The 24063-nt window shown below is 42.1% G+C and carries 25 protein-coding genes; 11 read left to right on the top strand and 14 right to left on the bottom strand.

The features are described 5' to 3' along the window. The first annotated feature begins 7 nt into the window (after positions 1–7). Positions 8–553, top strand: coding sequence for a GNAT family N-acetyltransferase (locus QWT69_RS12155; protein ID WP_317966011.1), 546 nt, complete (start codon positions 8–10; stop codon positions 551–553). 98 nt (positions 554–651) lie between these two features. Here QWT69_RS12155 and QWT69_RS12150 read toward each other — a convergent pair whose 3' ends face one another. The 3 genes from QWT69_RS12150 to QWT69_RS12140 all read right to left on the bottom strand — a co-directional run bounded on the left by QWT69_RS12150 (position 652) and on the right by QWT69_RS12140 (position 2776). After that, entirely contained in the window at positions 652–1227 is a 576-nt protein-coding gene (locus QWT69_RS12150; RefSeq protein ID WP_317966009.1) for a beta-class carbonic anhydrase, read from the bottom strand. A 73-nt stretch (positions 1228–1300) separates the two neighbouring features. Continuing rightward, positions 1301–1438: a hypothetical protein gene (locus QWT69_RS12145; protein WP_317966007.1), complete on the bottom strand. Its 138-nt coding sequence runs from the start codon at positions 1436–1438 to the stop codon at positions 1301–1303. A 105-nt stretch (positions 1439–1543) separates the two neighbouring features. Then, positions 1544–2776, bottom strand: a complete 1233-nt coding sequence (locus QWT69_RS12140; protein ID WP_317966005.1) for an aminopeptidase — start codon at positions 2774–2776, stop codon at positions 1544–1546. Positions 2777–2951: 175 nt separating this feature from the next. Here QWT69_RS12140 and motA point away from each other — a divergent pair, with 175 nt between their 5' ends. Beyond that, positions 2952–3767: a flagellar motor stator protein MotA gene (gene motA / locus QWT69_RS12135; protein ID WP_317966003.1), complete on the top strand. Its 816-nt coding sequence runs from the start codon at positions 2952–2954 to the stop codon at positions 3765–3767. After that, positions 3751–4518, top strand: a complete 768-nt coding sequence (gene motB, locus QWT69_RS12130; RefSeq protein ID WP_317966001.1) for a flagellar motor protein MotB — start codon at positions 3751–3753, stop codon at positions 4516–4518. Before motA ends, motB begins: the two co-directional genes overlap by 17 nt. A 716-nt stretch (positions 4519–5234) precedes the next feature. On the opposite strand, the gene QWT69_RS12125 is transcribed toward motB, so the two are convergent. The 4 genes from QWT69_RS12125 to QWT69_RS12110 all read right to left on the bottom strand — a co-directional run bounded on the left by QWT69_RS12125 (position 5235) and on the right by QWT69_RS12110 (position 9434). After that, positions 5235–5738: a hypothetical protein gene (locus tag QWT69_RS12125; RefSeq protein ID WP_317965999.1), complete on the bottom strand. Its 504-nt coding sequence runs from the start codon at positions 5736–5738 to the stop codon at positions 5235–5237. A gap of 337 nt (positions 5739–6075) precedes the next feature. Then, on the bottom strand, positions 6076–7452 hold the full coding sequence (locus QWT69_RS12120; protein WP_317964784.1) for an IS4 family transposase: 1377 nt from the start codon (positions 7450–7452) through the stop codon (positions 6076–6078). Between the two features lie 330 nt (positions 7453–7782). Further along, a complete protein-coding gene (locus tag QWT69_RS12115) occupies positions 7783–8004 on the bottom strand; it encodes a DUF1128 domain-containing protein (protein WP_317965997.1) in 222 nt (73 codons plus the stop codon). A 41-nt stretch (positions 8005–8045) separates the two neighbouring features. Beyond that, positions 8046–9434, bottom strand: coding sequence for an alanine/glycine:cation symporter family protein (locus tag QWT69_RS12110; protein ID WP_317965995.1), 1389 nt, complete (start codon positions 9432–9434; stop codon positions 8046–8048). A gap of 231 nt (positions 9435–9665) precedes the next feature. Here QWT69_RS12110 and QWT69_RS12105 point away from each other — a divergent pair, with 231 nt between their 5' ends. Together QWT69_RS12105 and QWT69_RS12100 are read left to right on the top strand one after the other, a co-directional pair. Continuing rightward, the gene (locus QWT69_RS12105) at positions 9666–10043 is read left to right on the top strand and encodes a YtxH domain-containing protein (protein WP_317965993.1); all 378 of its coding nucleotides are present in this window, start codon (positions 9666–9668) and stop codon (positions 10041–10043) included. Between the two features lie 23 nt (positions 10044–10066). After that, the gene (locus tag QWT69_RS12100; RefSeq protein ID WP_317965991.1) at positions 10067–11053 is read left to right on the top strand and encodes a YihY/virulence factor BrkB family protein; all 987 of its coding nucleotides are present in this window, start codon (positions 10067–10069) and stop codon (positions 11051–11053) included. A 23-nt stretch (positions 11054–11076) separates the two neighbouring features. Here the strand turns inward: QWT69_RS12100 and QWT69_RS12095 are convergent, their stop codons facing one another. From QWT69_RS12095 to QWT69_RS12070, 6 genes are all read right to left on the bottom strand, one after another. Next, positions 11077–12981, bottom strand: coding sequence for a heavy metal translocating P-type ATPase (locus tag QWT69_RS12095; protein ID WP_317965989.1), 1905 nt, complete (start codon positions 12979–12981; stop codon positions 11077–11079). Positions 12982–13238: 257 nt separating this feature from the next. Continuing rightward, entirely contained in the window at positions 13239–14777 is a 1539-nt protein-coding gene (locus QWT69_RS12090; RefSeq protein WP_317965987.1) for a fumarate hydratase, read from the bottom strand. A 20-nt stretch (positions 14778–14797) separates the two neighbouring features. Next, on the bottom strand, positions 14798–14983 hold the full coding sequence (locus QWT69_RS12085; protein ID WP_431312283.1) for an SE1561 family protein: 186 nt from the start codon (positions 14981–14983) through the stop codon (positions 14798–14800). A 320-nt stretch (positions 14984–15303) separates the two neighbouring features. Then, entirely contained in the window at positions 15304–15690 is a 387-nt protein-coding gene (locus tag QWT69_RS12080) for an OsmC family protein (RefSeq protein WP_317965983.1), read from the bottom strand. 73 nt (positions 15691–15763) lie between these two features. Further along, a complete protein-coding gene (locus QWT69_RS12075) occupies positions 15764–16567 on the bottom strand; it encodes a polysaccharide deacetylase family protein (protein ID WP_317965982.1) in 804 nt (267 codons plus the stop codon). A 56-nt stretch (positions 16568–16623) separates the two neighbouring features. Continuing rightward, a complete protein-coding gene (locus tag QWT69_RS12070; protein ID WP_317965981.1) occupies positions 16624–17523 on the bottom strand; it encodes a TIGR01777 family oxidoreductase in 900 nt (299 codons plus the stop codon). An 88-nt stretch (positions 17524–17611) separates the two neighbouring features. On the opposite strand from QWT69_RS12070, the gene recX reads away from it, so the two are divergent. Together recX and QWT69_RS12060 are read left to right on the top strand one after the other, a co-directional pair. Further along, a complete protein-coding gene (gene recX / locus QWT69_RS12065) occupies positions 17612–18424 on the top strand; it encodes a recombination regulator RecX (RefSeq protein WP_317965980.1) in 813 nt (270 codons plus the stop codon). Then, positions 18414–18746, top strand: a complete 333-nt coding sequence (locus QWT69_RS12060) for a YfhH family protein (protein WP_317971067.1) — start codon at positions 18414–18416, stop codon at positions 18744–18746. Before recX ends, QWT69_RS12060 begins: the two co-directional genes overlap by 11 nt. A gap of 81 nt (positions 18747–18827) precedes the next feature. On the opposite strand, the gene QWT69_RS12055 is transcribed toward QWT69_RS12060, so the two are convergent. Next, positions 18828–19811 carry a metal-dependent hydrolase gene (locus QWT69_RS12055; protein ID WP_317965979.1) on the bottom strand — a complete coding sequence of 328 codons (984 nt, stop codon included), beginning with the start codon at positions 19809–19811 and terminating at the stop codon, positions 18828–18830. Positions 19812–19926: 115 nt separating this feature from the next. Here QWT69_RS12055 and mutY point away from each other — a divergent pair, with 115 nt between their 5' ends. The 4 genes from mutY (at position 19927) to QWT69_RS12035 (ending at position 24061) form a co-directional block, all read left to right on the top strand. After that, a complete protein-coding gene (gene mutY, locus QWT69_RS12050) occupies positions 19927–20994 on the top strand; it encodes an A/G-specific adenine glycosylase (protein ID WP_317965977.1) in 1068 nt (355 codons plus the stop codon). A 46-nt stretch (positions 20995–21040) separates the two neighbouring features. Then, positions 21041–21232 (top strand): gamma-type small acid-soluble spore protein, encoded by a 192-nt coding sequence (locus tag QWT69_RS12045; protein ID WP_317965975.1) that lies wholly within the window; start codon positions 21041–21043, stop codon positions 21230–21232. Between the two features lie 173 nt (positions 21233–21405). After that, positions 21406–21954 (top strand): nucleoside tri-diphosphate phosphatase, encoded by a 549-nt coding sequence (ntdP, locus tag QWT69_RS12040; protein WP_317965973.1) that lies wholly within the window; start codon positions 21406–21408, stop codon positions 21952–21954. A gap of 361 nt (positions 21955–22315) precedes the next feature. Continuing rightward, complete coding sequence (locus tag QWT69_RS12035; protein WP_317965971.1) at positions 22316–24061, top strand: ABC transporter ATP-binding protein; 1746 nt, start codon at positions 22316–22318, stop codon at positions 24059–24061. The last annotated feature ends 2 nt before the right edge of the window (positions 24062–24063 follow it).

Here is a 24063-nt window from a genome sequence, read left to right as displayed (position 1 = left end):
AGAAGCATTGATTCTGCTTGAGGGGCGAACTTGTTATTTGCGAATATTAACAGAAGAAGACGCGGCAATGTTTACAGATTTACTCCTTGCGAACAAGGAGTATTGGACGGTGTTTGAACCGCGTCACGAATCGAGTTATTATACGGTTTCTGTGCAGCGTAACAAAATAAGGGAATCCATTTATCAAATGCGGGACCGCAGAGAATACAATTTTGGCATATTTGATGCTGAAACAAGCAGGTTAATCGGACATATTTCACTTTATAGCATTAAGAGACTGCCATTTTCAAGCGGGTTTGTAGGATACTCGATTGATCAAAGAGAAACGGGTAGAGGACTCGCAACGGAAGCGGTAAGAATCGTCACGAAGTTTGCGATTGAAACGGTTTCGTTACATCGTGTTGAAGCGTTCGTTTCACCTAGAAATGTCGGTTCCGTTAAAGTATTGGAAAACGCGGAATTCGTTCGTGAAGGATTGTTGAGAAAGCTGCTGTATATTAACGGCAAATGGGAAGACCATTATATGTATGCGGTGCTTGCCGAAGATTATTGAAAGGGTAAGGCCGCTTGGCGGAAAATAACAGTAAAAGTCAAAAACCTATTCTTCAACTAGAAGAATAGGTTTTTGTCTATTTCCCGGGGAATATGCTGTCATTTGTCGTCGATACGTTCATAACCGTCAATGATGATGTCCAAAGCGCCTGTGTCCGGATGTGCCACTAGACCATGCACCGGAACTGAACGATCCATTAAAGGATGATTGCGGACTTGATCGACACTGCTTTTCACGCTTTGCGTCACATCGCTAAACCCGCGCAGCCAATCTTTCATATCAATACCTGAATACTTTAATGTAGAGAAGAGACTATTATCCACACCCCGTTCAACCATGTGAGAGATGATGTTGTCCGTGTCAATCGAGCTCATACCGCAATCATGGTGACCGATTATATATACTTCATCAGCCTGCAATTCATAGACTGCAATAATGATGCTTCGCATGATTCCTCCAAAAGGATGTGTGACGATTGCTCCTGCACTTTTAATGATTTTCGCATCACCGTTACGCAAGTTCATCGCTTTTGGAAGAAGTTCTGTCAAACGAGTATCCATGCACGTCAGAATGACGATGCGCTTGTCAGGGAATTTAGTCGTCGCATATTCCTCAAATTGCTTCTCTTCTACAAAGTTTTTGTTATAACTAATGATTTCCGATAGTATTGTCATATCGTGTCCCCCCGTTCATCTATTAAGAGTAGTTTACAGAAAAACAAAAGAGCTGCCAAGTGGCAGCTCTTTTTTATTTTACTTCCGGCTTCGGGTCGATTCTTTCCGCGTCGGAAGAATCAAGTGCTTTGCCAAGATAGTGCATTGTGAATAAAGCAGCAAGCAAGAGGACAATTGCATATCCAATTACTGTAGTATACATTAAGCCCATAATGATACCCCTCTCTACAATCGTTATTTACTATATATCCATTATACTATAAATCAGCCATAATTAAAGGGTAGTTTCAAATGTTTATATGAAATGTGTCTAAAATCAAAAGGCCCAATTTCCCTTTCGGAATACAGGTTCAATCGTTCCATCTTCTAAAACACCATCTATGTCCATATCCGAAGAGCCAATCATGAAGTCAACATGTGTGATACTTTGGTTGAGACCGTGTTTTTCAAGTTCTTCGGTCGACATTGTTTTACCGCCTTCGAGACAGAAGGAATAGGCACTTCCGATTGCTAAGTGGTTTGAAGCATTTTCGTCGAATAGTGTATTGTAAAAGAGCAATCCCGATTCAGAAATTGGGGAAGCGTGCGGCACAAGTGCCACTTCACCTAGATGTTTTGCCCCTTCGTCAGTGTCGATTAGTTGCTGCAAAACATCTTCACCCTGACCAGCGGACACTTTGGTAATTTTGCCGTCTTCGAATGTAATTGTAAAATCATCGATAATATTTCCGCCGTAGCTTAAAGGCTTTGTGTTTTTTACATAGCCATTTACGCCGGCTTTATGCGGAACAGTGAACACTTCTTCTGTTGGCATATTTGCCATGAAAGTATTGCCGTCAACATTGACGCTTCCACCGCCCGCCCAAATATGTCCTTTAGGGAGTTCAATCGTCAAGTCTGTTCCAGGTGCGACATAATGAAGTTTGGTATAAGCTTTATCATTCAAGTAATCAGCTTTTTCATTTAATGTTTTATCTAAAGTCTTCCATGCTTCAACAGGATTGGACTGATCTGCACGCACTGCTTTGAAGATTGCACTCCATAATGCATCTACCTGTTCTTCTTCAGTCAGTTCAGGGAACACCTTTGCTGCCCATGCTTTTGAAGGGGCTGCAACTACGCACCAACTGAAACGGTCTGCTTGCATCAATTTGCGATAATTGCTCAATGCTTTCCCAGAAGCTTTTTGCGCTGCAGCGATTCTTGATGATTCAATGCCTTTTAAAAGATCAGGACTCTGTGAAACGACACTGATGAATGCAGCTCCGCCTTCAGCCAATTTTTCGCGTTCCATTACTTTCCATTCAGGGAAGTCGGAGAAAGAGTCTGCAGGTGCTTTTTCAAAACGCAATTTTGTCAGTTCATCATCAGCCCAATCGACAATAACTTGCTTCGCCCCAGATTCATACGCTTTTGCCGCCACTTCCCGTATAAGTTCTACCGTTTCAATAGATGCGCTGATGAAAAGAATCTGGTCTTTTTGGATATTAGCTCCGACCTTTACGATAAGGTCAGCATAATTTGCTAGATTCTGTTTGAAATTCGTCAAAATATAACCTCCTAGATGAGTATATATTCATACTACTCTAGTCAGTTAAAACAGGCAAAGGAAAAAATACAACATTGCGATGAATTAATCACTATTAATTCTAGACTAACCCTAAAGATTGAACGCATTATGTCGAAATAAGAAGAAGTAGATTGGAACATTTGGAGGTACTGGTATGGATAAATCAACCGTATTCGGATTAATAACTGGTTTCGTTGCATTACTTGTAGGTATGACACTCAAAGGTGTAACGCCGGATAAGCTTTTCAACGTAGCTGCATTACTCATTATCATCTTAGGAACTATTGCATCTGTAGTTATCGCTTTTCCTATGAAAGAAATTAAAAGGGTTCCAAAATTATTCGGTGTAATTTTCAAAGAGCAAAAGTCGATGGCAGACTCCGAATTGATACGTATATTTTCTGGCTGGGCTGATATTGCAAGACGGGAAGGTCTTCTATCATTAGAAGCGAAAGCCGAAGAAATTACTGACCCGTTTTTAAAGAATGGTTTGGGGCTTGCAATTGATGGCCAAAATGCGGATTACATAAGGGATGTTTTATCCGAAGAAGTAGAGGCTATGGAGCAGCGTCATGCCGGTGGAGCACAAATCTTTTCCCAGGCTGGGACATATGCACCGACACTTGGCGTTCTTGGAGCGGTTGTCGGATTGATCGCCGCATTAGGGAATATGGAAGATATTGAAGCGCTTGGAACTGCTATTTCCGCTGCTTTCATCGCTACTTTGCTTGGGATCTTCACGGGATACGTTCTGTGGCATCCATTTGCGAATAAGTTGCAACGGAAATCGAAAGAAGAAGTTCGACAAAAGATGATGATGGTAGAAGGGATTCTATCCGTCCTTGAAGGGGAAGCACCACGGGTGATCGAACAGAAACTAGCTTCTTACTTGTCGATGGAAGAACGTCGAAAGCTCTCTGCGAAAGCACCGGGCGAGAAGGAGGCGGGCCAGGTTGTCGAAGAGACGTAAGAAAAAACATATTGAACCAGAAGAGGTTAACGAGTCCTGGCTGTTGCCCTATGCCGATCTATTGACATTGCTGCTGGCTCTCTTCATTGTATTATTTGCTTCAAGTACAATTGATGAAGCGAAATTCACGCAGATGTCATCTGTCTTCAATCAGATATTCGATGGGGGGACAGGCGTGATGGATAGCGCGTCGCCTACAGAAGCGATTGTCCCTCAGAATTCTAACGCGTCTGGAGAGTTTAATGAAAACTCATCTTACTTAGAGGATCAGCAATCTCTGGAAGCGATACAAGATCGATTGGATGATTATATCGCTGTACATGAACTAGAAAATCAATTTCAAACAAAATTGACAGAAGAAGGCTTATTAATATCCATTCGTGATAATATTCTTTTTGAAACAGGAAAAGCCTCAATTAAGCCTCAATATTTAAACTTGGCTACGGATATATCTCAACTACTCGTATTTGAAAAACCGAGACAGATTGTCATAACAGGCCATACGGATAATATTCCTATCAACAGTCGAGAGTTCGCGGATAACTGGGAATTGAGCATGATGCGCGCAATCAATTTCCTGAAGATTATCGTCGGGAACAATGAATTGAATCCGCAATTGTTCAGTGTTAAAGGGTACGGGGAACATCATCCTGTAGCTTCCAATGATACAGCGGAAGGTAGAAGTAAAAACCGCCGTGTAGAAGTACTGATCCAACCGTTAGTCTTAAAAGATGGTACAGCAATCGAATAAATGCAAAAGAGGAAGCTACTGATAGACTGTAGCTTCCTTTTTTTATAAAGGCTCTGTTAAACAATGGTGTTTATAAAAATTAAAATAGAAAAAAGGACCCGAAAACAGGTCTTTTTTCGCTACTCTGATTCATCTAGTCTCTTCCTTGGCTAATGAAGATTGTTCAACAAATGCATCCTTATGGAATAGTGGTTGGTACCCGTTGATCTGCGCTGCAGCCGGACGCGTTCTGGAGGGCGGGCGGTGAACCACACCCCTCCGCTTCGCTTCGACGGGTGTTTCACCTGTCAAAAGCAAAGATGTGCTCCTTCTCGCTACGCTTCACTCGCAAAAGCCGTTCTTCGTAACGTCTCTCGCTGATCCTCCCAGAGTCGCCGGCTTCCGCTCCGATCAACTAGAGTGCGCTATCAAACAAACGCGCCCTAATGTTGTACAAAGTCTTTAGTATTACAAGACATAATATAGTCTTACAAACGTTGATCTACGTTCCAGCCTTACGCTTTCCGGAGGGCGTGGCTTGAGCCGCTTCCTTCGCTTCGCTACGTCCAGGGTCTCAAGGTACACGCTAATCCTCCCGGAGTCGAAGGCTTGCACTCCAATCAACTAAGAGTGTAGTACCAAGCAATCGCACCCATTAATCGAAAATAGAAACTACAAGTGCTAAATATAGTCAATCTAACCTTTTGTACTATTTAGTTTTGTCATGTCTATTAATTTTATAATGGTACTTTCAAAAATTCTCCCATTAGCTCGTTTGAAATGGTTAGTGCTTCAAAATAAGTTTTAGCAGGAGCTGTAATCATATATCCCTCTTTTGCATTCCAAGACCCTTTTAATATGGTTACTTCTGTAAAATTATGATTTACGAAGATACTACCATAACCATGAGTATATGGACTTCCGTTCCTAATTCCAGAGTAGACAATATCGCCACGACCGTCACCATCGAATTTAATGGTAACATTTCTCTCTCCTTTTGGTACTGCGAGTTCTTCATCTTCTATATCAAGAACACCTTCAAAAGTCTTTTCTCCAAAGAGACTACGCCGTATTTCTCCTTCGATATGCATAGTCACTTCATATATTTCTTCTTCATTCCCTAATTGATAATATATTCCTTGCAGCGTTTTATCATGTTGTTTTGGGAAGGTAACCCAAAACGAATAAGTAACTAAAATTAGTATAATAAGTGTAACTATCACTACTATTTTTCTCTTCATACTTTTCCCCTTTTCATACGTTAGAAGAATTTTTTTATTAAACTATTTGGCCCTATCGTGGAACTAGCTCTATTCCTAATTCTCTCCGTTGCTTGGAGCGGAAGACGGACGACTCCGAAGGGATCAGCGTGCGCCTTGAGACCCCGCAGGGAGCGTTTTTGCGACTGAGGAGGCTCAAGCCACCATAGCTGTCAACTTAAGGACTTGGAGTAAATCTTCCATTATTTAAGCCGGACTGAAGATAAAATAGGTTTGCTCCTTGAAATTAGGGGAATTGAATTGTTGAGATGTTGAGACTACAATTTTCCTTTTTTAGCGAGAGGGTTGATTGTTTTCTCTAATTGAATTGAAGGCGTTGAAGGGCTGTTCCTTTGGATGACTTTGGTTTTCGGGCAGTTTTGATGAGTAGCCTGATTGCCAGACACAAAAAGTCCTTCAACGCCCTCTTTTTGTGGATAAAGATTCGATATAACTTCGGCAAGAATTCTATGGCTACAGTGCGTACGGCGATCATCTCGCTGATTTCCAACTGTTCTTCATCCCAAATGACATTACGCAGTTGATAAGCTATCAGTTGGCTGATGATGATTGCTAGAAGTGTTCCATAAAGATGACAGAGCCACCGTTCTTTCTTCATCACCTTGAATTGATCCACACCGAGGTAGGATTTCCATGTTTTAAAACATAGTTCGACGTGCCATCTCAAACGATATAATTCTACCAACTTTTTTGCGGGAATGGATTCAGGCAGATTTGTCATATAAACTGTTATGCCCGCCAGGTCACTTACAACTTTCTTAGGTTTCTTTCCGGATTTGGTAGTGCGGCGGTGAATTTTTTTTAAGCGGTGCTGCCGTTGAGTTTCATCGTGTGAAAACACAATACAACGGGCTGGAAAATGGGAGTCCCTACCAAAATGAACTCCCTCAAGCTCCAAATATTCACCAGGTTCTAGATTTTCACAAAGCTTTACCAGGTCAATTCGTTGATACAGGCTACTTTGAACCACTTTTCCGTTTTGATGATAAGCAGGAAAAGGGTTTTTGAATGCCAGATAGGCATCATTTCTTAGCTTAGTGATAAAAAAGCCTCCGTTTTCCTGCATCTGGCCAAATTGTTCAAAACTGAAATACCCCAAATCTTGCAAACATAAATCATGGTCGTTGATGTAAGCTAAACGTTCAGCACCCTTTCTTGTATCATTCACACGTTGGAAATCAATATCTAAGAACGTAGTTTTACCTGACAAGATATCGTACTCATATTGAATTTTCACAGATTCCTGCTCTGTTTTAACGGCTCGTTTTTTCAAATGATCTGGTACTTCGATAGCTGTCGCATCAAGCACGCGGATGCTTAGAAATGGGAACGGGTCTGCAGAAGAATGAGTAGGAACGTGTTCTAGGAACTGATGATGTAGAATCTCTTGGACAAGGCGTCGAAGAAACAGTGCGGCTTCTGGGGTAAACTTCTTATCTAGGGCAGTTCTGCTGATCAGGATATCTTGTTCAATGACTAGTTTTGAACAGAGTTCCTGAATAGAACATCCTGCAAAGTTCCCGTGAAATTGAAAGAGTAGGGCAAGAAAATCACTTGCAGTAACGAGACGCTTTCTTTTAATAAAACCTGTTTCCTTCGCAATTTCATCTACACGTGTTGGTTGGATACTTTCAAAAAGCTGTTCAAGAAGTTGAGTTGTCTGAGATGTAGTCATGAAAAGAACTCCTTTCCAAAAGTTGTTGGTAATTATTACATACCAACATTTTGGAAAAATCACACATTTATCTTAAGTTGACAGCTATGGGCTCAAGCCACGCCCCTCGGAAAGCGTTCCGACTGAAGCGCAAAGCAACAGTATACATGCAACATTCTCTTAGCCCGTTTGTATAATAACTCAAAGTACTAATATTGATACGATCCTAATGACAAATAGGTTTCATTAATCAGAAAACATTTCTTGTTGAATAACAACAGAGTTATTGAATATAGCCTTAACAAAATAAATAGCCGATGTGACAGGGGGTCCTGTCATATCGGCTATTAGTCATTTACGTAGAGATCCAAGTTCAGCAGCGATGGCTTGCATTTCATTAGGAGTAATTGTTTCCCTTTTCATAACCATCTCATACATGTAAACAAGGTCTTCATACTTTTCGGTATTGAAGCTTTCTGATCTCATTGCGTCTACATTGACCATTCGTAACTTGTCTTTGATTTTTTCAATCATATACGAAACATTCTCAGGTGTTGGTTGTGATAAATCCATTCTATAGTCCGCCCTTCATTAGCATCGGATTAATCATCACATTATTTTGATGTGCTGTCAACCGGTTCCGGTCGTCCAAGCTTTTCTGCTTCCTTCTCTTCTTGGATTTTGTTTTTGAACCGTTTTGTCTCCATTACGATCACGCCTGACAATCCAAGAAGACCAATTAAGTTCGGAATAGCCATTAAGCCGTTGAGAACATCAGCAAGTGCCCATACAATATCCAAGGATACGACTGCACCTACCATGATGAATGCAACAAATGCAATTCGGTAACCGATAACTGCTCCTTCTTTCGGGAACAAGTATTGGAAGCATTTTTCGCCATAATAACTCCAACCAAGAATAGTGGAAGTTGCAAAGAATACGAGTCCAATTGTAACAATAATCGGTCCAGCCCCACCTAGGAACTCTCCAAAGGCCGCCGCAGTTAATGATCCTGCCCCAATGGTTTTATCCTGCCATTGACCGGACATGACGATTGTTACACCAGTAATTGAACAGATGATAAGCGTATCAAATAATACTTGTGTCATTGAAATCAATGCTTGGCGTCCAGGCATGTCTGTCTTTGCAGCAGCTGCTGCAATCGGAGCGGAACCAAGTCCTGCTTCGTTGGAGAAAAGGCCGCGTGCCACACCGAAACGGATAACGGCACCGATTGCTCCACCGGCTGCTGCTTTTCCAGTAAATGCATCGCTGAAAATAAGTGCGAAAGCTTCAGGAACAAGATTGAAATTCATAACCATAACAATTGCGCCAGCGATAAAGTAGAATAATGCCATGATTGGAACGAAGAAAGCAGTTACACGTCCGATGGATTTAATACCACCGAGGATGACGAGTGCTCCAAAAATAAGTAAACCTATACCTGAAACCCAGTGAGGTACGTTGAAAGTGCCATTCAAGGCTTCCGCTACAGCTTTGGATTGTGTTCCGTTACCAATACCAAATGCCGCAAGTGCGCCGAATATCGCAAATAAAACACCTAGCCATTTTTGCTTTAATCCATGCTCTAAGTAATACATTGGCCCCCCAGCCATACGGCCTTTGGAATCTTTAACCCGATATTTTACTGCGAGGATTGCTTCACCATATTTTGTGGCCATTCCGAAAAATCCTGCAAGCCACATCCAGAAGATGGCTCCTGGTCCACCCATAACGACTGCGGTAGCGACTCCGACAATATTACCAACACCGACTGTTGCTGCCATGGCGGTCATCAACGCCTGGAATTGAGTAATGTCGCCTTCAGATTTCTTGTTATGTTTTCGGGAAAATACTTGTTTTAATGAATAGGGTAATAATCGAATTTGTATGAAGCCGAGTCTGATTGTTAAAAATATCCCTGTTCCTACTAGTAAAATCAGTAGCGGCGGTCCCCATATAAATCCGCCTGCTGTATCCAGAAATTTTGAAATGCCATCCATCACATAACCCCCTAATTTGTCTGGTGTACTTATTTTTTATTCAAAACTTAATTTGCCCTTTTTCAATCCTCCTTTAGCCTATTTTTAGTTAAAAAGTTGTTATTACTAATATTCCGAAACTTTAGCGCTTTAGTCAAGTACTATTTTTGGATTTCAACAAGATTGTTTGTTTTTCAAGAGTAGGGGTATAATGAGATATGGATATTTAGATGACATTGGAGGGGATTTTTAGTGGGTAAAAGTAAATTCGGACTCTATATTATTGGAGGAGCAGTCGTTGGGGCCGCGGTCAGCATGCTTGATAAAACTACGCGACGACATGTGCTGGACAGATCAAACAGAATGACGAAGCAAGTAGGTTTTTATGCAAAGAACCCGGAAGAGCTTAAACAAAGATTCCAAGAGACTAAGGACAAGTATGTATCGATCTATGAGCAGTTTTCTGGAGATGCGGCGTACATAAAAAGTCAGGTGGAAGAATTAAAAACGCTTACTCCTCAAGTGAAAGAATTAGTCGTCGACACGAAAGAAGCATTTGTCGATTCAAAAGAAGACTACAAGGACATCGTACATGAATCGCATGTAAACAGTGCTTCAAAAAAGATATGACCATCGAAAGGGGTGAGTCAAATGTGAGGAAACAAGATCCGTTGACTCCAAAGAAAGAGAACAGGGGCAATAAAAAGAAAAAGAGCAGTTTCATGGAGGACTCCCAAATCATGGGTTTCATCGATGATTTGAAAGAAGGCGAAAAGGACAAATTCGATGTTACGACGACGAATGGATTTTGGAAAGAGCTACTCGTGCGTATTAAGAATGTCGATATTACAGGACTAGGTTCTCAATTGGCCTTCTTCTTCCTGTTGTCATTATTTCCACTACTAATCTTTTTAATGACATTATTACCATTTTTGAATATTGATCAAGACCAGATTTTCTTGTTGATTCGCGATTATGCGCCTGATAGTGTGTATACGCTTTTACATGACACACTTGCTGATATATTGAAAAGTCGAAACGGTGGGTTACTATCTATCGGTGCCTTAGCGACGATTTGGTCAGCTTCCAAAGGGATGAATGCATTAACAAAAGGATTAAATCAATCGTATAATGTAGTAGAATCGAGATCGTTCGTCGTTGCAAGAGCGATGTCAGTCGTATTTACGGTAGCATTAATCGGGGTATTGGTCGTAGCCTTGCTATTGCCCGTATTCGGTGAACAGATTGGAACGCTCGCATTCTCTTATTTTGGAATGGAAGAAGGATTTTTGAAATTGTGGGGAAGCTTGCGCTGGGTTTTGCCACCCATTCTCATTTTCATGGTCTTTGTGACAATATACTGGATTGTCCCAAATAAAAAGATTCACTTTACAAGTGCTGTTCCCGGTGCGATATTCTCGGCTACGGGATGGATTTTAACGTCTGTCGCATTCTCTTATTATGTAGGGAACTTTGCTAGTTATTCGGCTACTTATGGTAGTATCGGTGCTATTATCGTTCTAATGATGTGGCTATACTTTTCCGCTATTATCTTAATGCTAGGCGGATTGTTGAATGCAGTAATGGAAGAGCGAAAACAAGCAAAAACAGCAAAAGAAATGAGCAACGCTGTCAACTGACAGTCATTGCTCATTTTTTTTGTTCAGTTTACCCGGTTTAACATACGCAAGCCGTTTAAAATGACAAGAATTGTGCTGCCTTCATGGCCGATTACGCCAAGTGGCAAATCTACTACTTGCATGAAATTGGAGATGATCAGGATGGCGATAACAGTTACAGAGAAAAATATGTTCTGTTTCACTATACGTTGCATCTTCTTTGACACTTTCACAGCATATGGAATGCGCGTTAAGTCATTTTTCATCAGGATAACATCGGCTGTTTCAAGAGCGACATCGGTCCCGTCACCCATTGCTATGCCTGATGTGGCAGTTGCGAGGGCGGGAGCATCATTTATGCCATCTCCTACCATTCCGACAGATCCGTACTCGCTCATCAATTCCTTTAACCGTTGAACTTTCATTTCCGGCAGACACTCTGAGACATAACGATCCAAACCTGCTTCAGTAGCGATGGCACTAGCGGTTTGTTCATTATCGCCGGTCAACATTATCGAGCGTATGCCAAGATTGCTTAAATCTTTAATAGCGCTAACAGCTTCAGGTCTTAATGTATCTTTTAAAGCGATTGCTGCGACAATACCTTTAGTATCTTTCATGAAAACGACGGTTTTTCCTTCCACGAAAAACCTTTGAACAATCCCATCACTAAAAACAGTTGTTTCCTCTATGCCAACAAACCTTGGATTTCCGATAAGTATTTCTTCATTGTCGACAGTTGCGCGAAGTCCATATCCGGGCACATCTTCTATTTGAGGACTTTCTCGAGCGAAGATGCCTTGCTCTTCTGCGTATGCGACGATTGCCATTGCAAGAGGGTGGTTCGACTGTGCCTCTATGCTTGATAAGATCGCTAGTGTTTTATCGGAATCAGCATCTTCCCGGACGTGGAAATCGGTGACAACGGGTTTTCCTGTTGTTAGTGTACCGGTTTTATCAAAAGCGATTGCTTTCAAAGATCCCAATTCTTCTAAATGTACGCCACCTTTAAATAGGATTCCGCGTTTCGCTCCATTAGAAACAGCCGCCAAAGTTGCTGGCATGATCGATGCAACTAAGGCACATGGGGAAGCGACGACCAATAAGACGATAGCGCGATAAAATGTCGTTGTCCAGTCCCAATCAAATACGAAGTGCGGCAAAAACATCATGATGAAAACGGTGAACAGGACAATTTTTACATAGGTTCCTTCAAATTTTTCGATGAATTGCTGGGATGGAGATGTTTCATCTTGTGCATTTTGAACAAGTGTGATGATTTTTTGGAAAAGGGTATCCGTACTCGGTTTTGTCATTTCCATTTGAATAGCACCACTAATGTTCATCGTCCCAGCAAATAACTCATCATGCTGTTCTTTCGTTACAGGGACAGATTCACCGTTGATGGCAGACATGTCAATGGAAGTGGTTCCTTGTATGATGACTCCGTCGACGGGTATCCGTTCACCTGGTTTGACAACAAGTTTCGCACCGACGGATAGGGAAGAAATTGATACGCTAACAGTTGACCCGTCTTCTTGAAGCAACCAAGCTACTTCTGGTTGCATTTCCATAAGCGCAGAAATTTCCTTATGACTTTTGTTTAATGTATACGTTTCAAGCGCTCCACTAATTGCGAAGATGAAGATTAAAATGGCACCTTCAGCCCAATAGCCTATAATGGCAGAGCCGATTGCAGCAAATACCATTAGCATTTCGACGTTCAGTTGCTTATCGGCAATCGTCTCTTCAATTCCTTCTTTCGCTTTGGCAAATCCTCCAATGAGGAAAGCGAGAATATAAAAAGTAATGGAAAGAGTTTCAGTCCCTCCTTTTCCTATGAGCCAAGCTATTAAAATCAGAATACCCGAAAGGATGGCTGCTATTAACTCCAAATGGACAGTCCAACCTGCGGCCACCTGTTTTTCCTCACTGACATGCGTTGTCATTTAAGCTCCCCCTAATTGAGAATGAATATCATCTTCATGTAATAAAATCGAGTAAATAAATGCATGAGTCTTTGATGTACAAGTGTTAATGAGAATCGATGATAATCATTTTGATATTGTAATTATTATAATTAAGAGTATAACATGTGTATATGCGAAATAGAAGTGAAAAGTTTACTAGTCTATAAAACATTTTATTGAATCAAAAAACCCTTGAAACAATAGTATGTATTGTTTCAAGGGGGGGGAAGCGCATATTAACTGAACACCTTTTCTTTGAATTGTGACAGTTTTTCAAGTGATGACTTATCGACATCTGCATGGAGGCTGTTACCGTGAGAGTCCATCGTAACGACAGCAGTGAAACCTTCGACGCGTAAATGCCACATCGCTTCAGGAATTCCAAACTGTAGTAGATCGACGCCCTCAACTTCTTTTATGCAATCTGCATAGTATTGAGCCGCTCCACCAATGGCATTCAAGTAAACGCCGCCATGTTCTTTCAGAGCTTCAAGTGTTTTTGGTCCCATTCCACCCTTGCCGATGACTGCACGCACCCCGAATTTCTTCATGATATCGCCTTGGTAAGGCTCTTCGCGAATTGACGTAGTCGGTCCTGCGGCTTTAATCTCATATGAACCGTCTTCGTTTTTCATCACGACCGGTCCGCAGTGATAGATGATCTGTCCGTCGAGGTCGACAGGGGAATCATTTTCTGACAGATACTTATGGATAGCGTCGCGGCCTGTATACATACGTCCGCTGATCTTAACGACGTCACCGACTTGAAGGTCACGAATCTGCTCTTCGGAAATCGGAGCTGTCAATTCGACCGTGCGTGTTGTTTGGGCGCTTTCAACTTCAGGCTCGTTTTCATGGAAGGAAAGCTTTTCACCTTCATTATAATGCCAGTTCTGTACTTCGCCCGTAACGGCATCAATGTCGACTGCCATTCTGCGGTATGCCCAGCAATTATACGCAACGGATACAAAGAAGCTGGCTGGAATCCGGTCCATTACGCCGATCTTGCATCCTAACAAAGTAACTTCACCGCCGAACCCCATCGTTCCGATGCCTAGCTGATTTGCGCTCTCTAATACATACGCTTCCAATCCGGCAAGCTCTTCATTAGGATTAAGGTCTCCTACTTCACGGAAAAGTTGTTCTTTTGCAAGCTCATACCCGGAAGCACGATCTCCACCAATTCCAACTCCGATGAACCCTGCTGAGCATCCTTGACCTTGTGCCTGATAGACAGAGTGAAGAATGCATTTGCGAATCCCGTCTAAATCACGTCCTGCTCGTCCCAATCCTTCCAATTCAGCAGGGAGGCTATATTGGATGTTTTTGTTTTCACATCCGCCACCTTTAAGAATTAGTCTCACTTCAATATGATCTTGTTCCCATTGATCGAATTTCACGACAGGGAGGCCAAGTCCAAGATTCGTTCCACTGTTTTCTCCGGTAAGGGAATCTACGGAGTTCGGTCTAAGTTTGCCATCTTTCGTCGCTTGAACCATTGCACGCTTAATGGCAGCTTTAATCTCCAACTGATTGACTCCGACTGGTGTTTTGATTTTGAATGTCGGCAATCCCGTATCCTGGCAAATTGGCGAAAGCTTGTCGTCTGCCATATTGATGTTTTTTGCAATCGTATCGAGACTCATTGCTGCTCGTGTTCCTGCATCCTCTTTTGCTCGTGCTGCTGTTACTGCGCGTCGCACATCTTTAGGCAAGTTCGTGGAAGTTTCGCAAATGAGGTCATACATGCTTTTCTCTAATTTATCTATGTACAATCTAATTTCCCCCTGTTGAATCATTTATCTGATTTTAGTTTATTCATCTGGTTTTCCAATTCGTCAATTAAGCTGATCAGTTGGTCGATATCGTTCACATCTGTCGTTTCGGGTTCAATTGAATCGAGTTTCTCCAAAAATTGATGCAGACGGTTTTTTAACTCATCTACTTGTCCGTTATTTTGTTGCTTATCCAAGACATACACCTCTTTTCATCATTGTAATCGTATATGAAATATCGATTTATTTCAATGTGCGGCACGTTAATTGTAATAGATTGAAAATTCTTCTAAACAAAATGTTTACAATACATAAATTAAGTGTTATGATGTACATAATCTCAAGTAGAGAAGGAGGCCGTAGAGTAGAGACGAATCGAATCCTACTATTAAGGGAGGGGATCCGTGTACGTTTGCCGGCATATGCCGATAAACGCCTACGAATTATATGCAAAATGAAAGTGAAGGTTCCATTCATACGTAAAAGCCCAGCCGTAATCTGACATCAGATATGGACTGGGCTTTTATTAATTGACGAATTCGTACGTCTCTATTACTTCAATGCTATCTTTGACGGATTGCACCATGGAACAGTTGTTAGCTGTAACTTCCATAATCTTATCCATTTGAACGTTGCTAAGTTCAATACCTTCGATGATGAAATGCATATGGATTCTTTCGACACGGCTTGCCTTCTCTTCATTTCGGTAAACCTCTTTAATATCGATCGTGATATTTTTAGCAGGTATTCGTTTTCTCTCAAGGATTTTACGCATGACGCCTCCGCTACAAACTGCAATCGATGAAACAAGTAATTGGTAAGGCCTGAAGCCAAACTCATCATTTCCTGATATTTGCAAAGTGCCGTAAGACGTTTCAGTTTGGAATCCGTTTTCTGTCATTTCAAATTTCATAATAAAAAACCTCCTTGTTTCGGTAAGTATACCCGATTTACAAAGAGGACTTGTAAAGATTTGCTCTAAATGATCAGCGAATCGCTGAGTTGATATTTTCATACTCCATAACCAAATCATCCAGTGAGCGGAATTCGTAACCTGCTTTTTTGGCATCCCGTAGGAAGTCCGGTAACGCTTGGGCGTTGTCGGAAGAAACTGTATGCATGAGGATAACTGCGCCGGGATGCAATTGGTTCATCAGCTCGTTATATGCATAATCACGTCCACGAGGTTTGTCAGCATACCAATCAATGAAAGCGACTGACCAGAAGATGTGCCGATAGCCAAGTTCATTGCCTTTTTTCAAGAGCGTATCATTGAAGATTCCTTCAGGCGGACGGGCGTAAACTGTCCGCTCAAGTCCTGCCGTTTTAAATAGGAGTTCGTCGAATTTCTTCCATTCTGCTTCCATTCCTGCTTCTGTTAAGTTGGCCATATTGGGATGCCCATAAGAATGATTACCGATTCCATGTCCGTCTTTAATCATCTGTTTAACGAGAGGTGCTGCACTTTTTAAATAATGTCCTGTGAGAAAAAATGTCGCAGGGGCCTCTTCATCTCTTAAAGCTTTTAAAATGGTTTCGGTATATCCATTTTCGTAGCCGTTATCAAATGTTAGATAGGCCACTTTTTCATCTGGTTTTCCTTTGTAGATGGCACCATACTGCTCAATCATCGATTCCAGCGCAGCGCCAGCATTCGGTGGCTCACCGTTGGTCGCTTTCTTGAATCCCCAATGGAACTCTTCCGCCTGTACGGCAAACGGATTCATCAACAATCCTACTACAACTATGAAAGCAGCCATCAGTATGCCGGGTCCATGCTCTTCAACCATATCTATACACCTCTCCTTTTTGCGTAGGATGTGTAATGGAGAGGGAAGTATACATCCTAGTTGAGAAGGTCGTCCAATGCCGAAGCCAATGTAGGAAATTCAAATTCGAAACCACTTGCGATGAGCTTTTCAGAAGTAACAAATTGGCCTTCCAATACTAACGTGCTTTTTTCGCCTAAAGCAGTTTTCATAAGAAATGCAGGCGCAGGAAACAAGTTCGGTCGATGTAAAGTTGAAGCAATGGTTTTCCCAAATTCATTCATCCTGACGGGGAATGGAGCGGTAATATTAAATGGACCTTCCGATTGTTCAGTGTTCAATAGGTGAATTGCTGCGCGTGCAACGTCTTTGACATGCACCCACGACACCCATTGTCTGCCTGAACCAACTTTACCGCCAACGAAGAACTTATAAGGAAGCACCATGAGTGGCAAAGCACCCTCATTTTTCCCTAAAACAAGCCCAAAACGCATATATGCGGTACGAATGCCGAAGTCTTTTAGTGAAGAAGCCTTTTGCTCCCAATCACGGACAGTGCGTCCTAAAATGCCTTCATCTACCTCTTGGGAGTTTTCCGTATAGATGACTGTTTTAGATGTCGGATAGATGCCGACTGCACTCGCATTCAGGAAGACTGATGGTTTTTCAGGCATTTTGGAAATAATGCGCAGCAATTCATCTGTCGCAATCATCCGGCTGTCATAAATTTGTTTTTGATGCTCTTTTGTCCAACGGCCATCATTGATAGAAACACCCGCCAGGTTGATAAACGCATCAGCTGAGCCGATACTTTCTTCTGGAGCAGAACCTTCCGTCAACCAGGTTACATATTGTACACCAGGTTCAGCGGGTTTTTCCTTTCGAGATAGAATAACAACTTCATGTCCCTCTTTCAATAGCAATTCAGTGATTTTCTGTCCAACAAATCCAGAACCACCAGCTAGAACAACTCTCATAAAGACCACCTCCGTTTTCTTTTGAACCGATAAGCTGACCTCCATGAATAGAACATGTATACTTATAGTAAAAGGGAGGTCGGCGTCATTGCCTGTTATTACGAAAATAACACAACAAAAGCGTGATAGCGAACGTTATAATATCTTTCTCGATGAAAAGTATTCTTTTAGTGTTCACGAATCCATTCTTGTAAAGTTCGGCATGACGAAAGGAATGCAACTAGACGAATGGTCGATGGATGAGATTACATATGAAGACCAGATTGCAAAAGCATTCAACCGTGCCTTGCATTTTCTGTCGTTTAAAATGCGCAGTGAATCCGAAGTGAAGAAAAAGTTAATGGATCTTGAGTACGGGGAAGCCGTCGTGCTTGAAGCAATTGTCAAGTTACGCAGGCTTGGTTTCCTCGATGATGAAGAGTTTACGGAATCATTGGTGCACACACAAAAAAATATGTCTGGAAAAGGTCCAAAAGCGATACAACAAGCGTTAACAAAAAAAGGAATCGGGAAGGAGTTGCAGGAACAAGTGCTAGAACAATATTCTGAAGAAGAGCAATTTACTGTAGCCAAGAAGCTGGCTGAAAAAGCAGCCAGATCAAACCGTTCCATTCCTCCAGCCCAGTTAAAACAGAGAATCCAAAATGCCCTTGTGCGAAAGGGATACGCCTTTGGGTTGATCAACAGCGTACTTGAAGAAATCGATTTTGAACGTGAAGAGGACGAATGGGATGAGATTACTGTATCGGTTGGAGAAAAAGCATGGCGCCGGTATGAATCCAAACATACAGGTTATCAATTGAGAAGTCGTGTCAAGCAAGCGATGTACCAAAAAGGAATACCGCTTGAAAAAATTGACCGATTTATAGAGAAAAAGGAGAACGAAGATGATGGAGAATGATAAGAAATATAGTGATATGAATGAACATGAATTGCGCACTGAAATTGGCCGATTGATGGAGAAAGCGCGCAAAGCAGAACAGATGGGGATGATCAATGAATTCGCCGTCTACCAGCGAAAAGCATTGATGGCAAAATCCTATATGATCGATCCCGCCACAATCGTGCCCGGTGAAATCTACCGAATCGAAGGAGACGAAGGTGTCTTTTTCCATGTTGATTATTTAAAAGGCCGTTTTGCATGGGGCTACCGTTTAGGCGGAACACGTGCAGAAGAGGCGTTGCCTATTGCGATGCTACAATCTGTGAAAACGGGTCTGTAATCATAACGACATCAGTTAGTTGAATGAAAAAGCTTGTCCGTCCTCGTGTTGAGGGGTATGGACAAGCTTTTGTACGCCTATTCATGAGTTTGGTACGAATTTCAGCTTCTTTCGTAGTTTGTCTTCTGAGAAAATCCAACCCGTGTATGAATTGACGACTTCCAAGTCTTCGTTGACATGGGCTACTGCGACGAATGGATAATAATCCTTGCTGCGATAACGCAAATCGATTAGACGCAGTTCGTATAGATCCCCAATTTGTGACACAGACCACCTATAGATGGGGGAGAAAGTGACGAATGCATCAATGTTTTTATCTGTCATGGCGGCATCTATATAAGGGGATTCGGGCATTTTTTCTCGTTTGAATCGATCATAAATGTTAACCGAACGTCCATAAGCTCTCCCGACGTAGTGACAATCCTTATTGGATGCAGCGACTCTCCACTGGAAAAAGTTCATCGTCGGTGCGATGAAAATATGCTCTGCATCCGGCACTGTACTTTTCACTGCTGCCTTCACTGCTGCTTTGACAGCGAACCGCAACAGATAATAGAAGAAGACAACGATATACAAGAATGTGAAAGTAGAAACAGGATCCATTCCGAAAATCCAGAACGCGATTGCGATAATATGAAGTGCGAAGATGATTGGGTCAAACGTATTAATAACGCCAATCGCCACCCACTTATTGGAGAACGGCCTGAGTGCCTGTGTTCCGTAGGAATTAAAAATATCTACAAACACATGAATGAAAACGGCAAGGAATGTCCATGCCCATACATGGAAAAATTCAGAGGCTGGGAAAACAAGTGACAGCAGAGTCGCCAAAACAAGTGGCCAAAGCATAACTGCCGGGACAGAATGGGTGATCCCTCTATGATTGCTTATATAAACGGCGTTATTTCTAAGTTTAAGGACAGTATCGATATCAGGGATTAATGAGCCGGATACGATACCGACATAAACGGCTGTCATTGTAACTGAATCTGTAGCAACTACAGGGTCGGCCATAGCTAGTCCGCATATGGCAGCGCCCATGACAATATGTGTACCGGTATCCAAATGATCACTCCTTCATTGACGATGCGGTATGAATAAAGTACGGACATTATTATTGTATTATTAGTATATACCCTTTTTTCCGTTAACGAAAAGCATATGCAATATGGAGGGAAACATGCGATTGATTGAACATAAGAAAGAATTTCGAAAAGCATTGATTGAATGGTATTTACGTGAGAAACGGGATTTACCTTGGAGACGTACATCGGATCCCTATTCGATTTGGGTGTCTGAAGTGATGCTTCAACAAACCCGTGTTGATACGGTAATCCCTTATTATGAACGGTTCCTCAGTAAATTTCCGACGCTCGCAGATCTTGCTAAAGCGCCGGAAGAAGAAGTACTTAAAATGTGGGAAGGGCTTGGCTATTATTCGCGTGGTCGAAATTTGCAGGCGGGTGTGCGCGAAGTTGTTGAACTATACGGGAGTGAAATTCCACAAAATCGGCAGGAGATTTCCAAATTGAAAGGTGTCGGTCCCTATACGGCAGGGGCCGTTCTTAGTATTGCTTTTGGGGTACCCGAGCATGCTGTCGATGGAAACGTTATGCGAGTGATGTCAAGGTTACTTCTTATAGAAGAGGATATCGCGATTCCAAAAACAAAAAAGATTTTTGAATCCGTCATTATGGAACTGATTGACAAAAAAGATCCATCGTCATTCAACCAGGGACTAATGGAACTCGGAGCGACTATATGCACGCCGAATCCGAAGTGCCTTCTTTGTCCGGTTCGTGATTTCTGCGAAGCTTTCCATGAAGGTAGACAACACGAGTTACCTGTGAAATCCAAGAAAACGAAGATGAAGACGGTTCCGATGCAGGTGTTCGCGATTCGTAACTTGCAAGGTAAGTGGCTGATGAAGCAACGTCCCGAAAAAGGATTGCTTGCGAATATGTGGGACTTTCCAATGATTGAAAACGATATGAATGATGTGGAAGACGTTGTACGTATTCATTTCGGAATGAACGTGGAACATCAAAAACCATTGATTGACTTCAAGCATATCTTCTCCCATTTAACTTGGGATATGACAAGTTATGTTGCTTTGACTGACGAAGATGCGCCTGAAGGTTACATGTTCTTTTCGCCAGAAGAAGTCGACGGATTACCGAAAGCTGTGCCGATGCAAAAAATCTGGACTGAAGCGAAACGAAAGGAAGAAAAAAATTCCTCCGAATAAAACAGAGATGATTGTGCATCATAGTGGTTACGGAGGTGAAAATCCATTGACAAAACAAAATCGTAACAACAAAAGCCAAAACCAAAATCAAGCACAATTCAATCAACAAAACATGCAAGAAGAATTTGGTGCTGAAACAGATGTAAATCATGTTAAGCAACAAAACATGAAAGCTGAGCAAAATAAGCGTAATGCTTCTGGTGCTCGTGCAAACAGTTACGAAGATCAGTCTAAGTAATGGATGGACATCACCGGCCGACAGCCTAACCGCTGTCGGTTTTTCCTTTTCTTCATACATAACTTTTAGTAAAGTGCTTCTGCAGGCGGTAAGGTCTATCGTTTCAATTTTGTTTAACCACTTGGTATAATGTACGAATATTATAGGTTTTGAAATTTAAAGGTGGTTTTCAGATGGTGATTCCAAAAGAAGGGGATACGATACAAGTCCACAGTTACAAGCACGATGGCAATATTCATAGAGTATGGCAGGAAACGACTGTCTTAAAAGGCACAAAGAATATTGTAATTGGCGCGAATGAACGCACACTTGTGACAGAAGCGGACGGACGAACATGGTTGACGAGAGAGCCTTCCATCTGTTATTTCCATGCCGAACATTGGTTCAATATCATCTGTATGCTCCGGGAAGATGGAGTCTATTATTATGTGAATATGAGTTCACCCTTTGTCTATGATCATCATTCACTGAAATACATTGACTATGATCTTGATGTGAAGGTATTCCCAGATATGAGCTATTTGATTTTGGATGAAGATGAGTATGCGGATCATAAAAAGAAGATGAACTACCCTGAAGTGATCGATCAAATTCTGTGGCGGAACCTCGACAAGCTGCTCCTCTGGGTAAAGCAGCGGAAAGGTCCATTCGCGCCGGACTTCATCGAGGTATGGACATCAAGATATGAGTTCCATAAACAAGTAAGAAAAAATAATCAGTGACGGCCTGCCTGCACATGTGCAGTCGGGCTTCTTTTTATACATCAAAAGTGAAAGCAGGCGTTCAGCCTCGACCGGCACTGGAGGCCTTGCCGACAATGGTGCGCTCTTTGCACCATTTCGGAAAGGCCGAAGTGACCCGAGAGGCTGCATGCTGCAACTGGATGGCCAAAAGTGAAAGCAGGCGTTCAGCCTCGACCGGCACTGGAGGCCTTGCCGACAATGGTGCGCTCTTTGCACCATTTCGGAAAGGTCGAAGTGACCCGAGAGGCTGCCTGCTGTAACTGGCCGCATCAAAAGTGAAAGCAGGCGTTCAGCCTCGACCGGCAAAAGAGCAATTACAGTAAGTCGAAGGAGAATGCATATGGGAGAAAGCATAAAACGTTATATGAAGTTTGTTAAACCGTACAATTGGCAAATCTTTTTGACTGTACTCATCGGGATTGTAAAATTCGCTATTCCTTTATTCATCCCTTATCTAATTAAAATTGTCATTGATGATATTATCGGTGCAGAAGCGTTGTCGGATCCTGAGAAAACAAAGCAACTATTCCTTTGGCTTGGTGGCACGGCGCTGCTATTTTTCCTCATACGTCCACCAATCGAATATTACCGCCAATACTTTGCCCAATACGTGAGCAATAAAATCCTGTATGACATACGCGAGAGTTTATACGGACATTTGCAGAAGCTTGGATTGCGCTATTATTCAAACACCCGAGCCGGTGAAGTAATCTCACGTGTCATTAATGACGTGGAACAAACGAAGAACTTTGTGATGATTGGCCTGATGAACGTCTGGTTGGATCTTGCGACAATTATTATCGCTGTCACAATCATGTTGATGATGGATGTACCTTTGACACTTGTGACGCTGCTTGCATTCCCTTTCTACGCTTACAGTGTGAAGCATTTCTTTGGGAGATTACGTGAATTAACTAGAAAACGTTCGCAAGCATTGGCGGATGTACAAAGTTATTTGCACGAACGAATTGCGGGCATTAGTGTCATCAAGAGCTTTGCACTTGAAGAGAAGGAACAGGAGCGTTTTGATGAAACGAACGGCAATTTCCTGAAACGAGCACTTGATCACACAAAATGGAATGCGAAAGCATTTGCTGTCGTCAATACAATAACAGACGTCGCTCCTTTATTAGTCATTGCATATGCAGGCTACCAAGTCATTAATGGATCTTTATCCGTTGGCGTCATGGTTGCATTCATCGCCTATATAGATCAGCTTTATAATCCGTTAAGACGTCTTGTCAACGCATCAACTTCGCTGACACAATCATTTGCGTCCATGGACCGTGTTCTTGAATTGATGGAAGAGCCATACGATATCAATGACAAAGAGGATGCCAAAACGTTACCGATAATTGACGGTAAAATTGAGTTTGACAATGTGAGTTTCAAGTACGACGAAGAAGATAATAACGTGTTGAATCATGTCAATTTCACTGTCAAGCCGGGTGAAACTGTTGCCCTCGTCGGGATGAGTGGCGGTGGGAAATCGACAATTGTCAGTCTTATACCGCGCTTTTACGACGTAACGGAAGGTTCGATTCGGATTGATGGTCATGATTTGCGTGATGTTCGTCTGAAGTCATTACGCGATCAGATTGGACTAGTTCTACAAGACAGTATTCTTTTCAGCGACTCTGTAAAGAGCAACATTCTCATGGGCAAGCCGGATGCTACCGATGAAGAAGTGTTTGCGGCTGCAAAAGCGGCAAATGCACATGAGTTCATTGAACTTCTGCCAGAAGGGTACGAAACGACCGTCGGAGAACGTGGCGTGAAATTATCCGGTGGTCAAAAACAGCGGATCTCGATTGCACGGGTCTTTCTTAAAAATCCGCCGTTGCTAATTCTCGATGAAGCCACATCCGCTTTGGACTTGGAAAGTGAAGCACTTATTCAGGATTCACTTGAACGGTTAGCCAATGACCGTACTACATTCATCGTCGCCCACAGATTATCAACAATTACACATGCGGACAACATTTTCGTTATCGACCACGGTCAGTTGAAGGAAGTCGGAACACATGACGAACTGATGAAGAAACAAGGAATTTACTACAATCTGTTTCAAGTTCAATCAATCTAAAT

This window comes from Sporosarcina oncorhynchi, from assembly GCF_033304615.1.
GTDB classification, from domain to species: domain Bacteria; phylum Bacillota; class Bacilli; order Bacillales_A; family Planococcaceae; genus Sporosarcina; species Sporosarcina oncorhynchi.
Note: the sequence above shows the minus strand (reverse complement) of the source record. Positions and strands in the feature narration are given on the sequence as shown.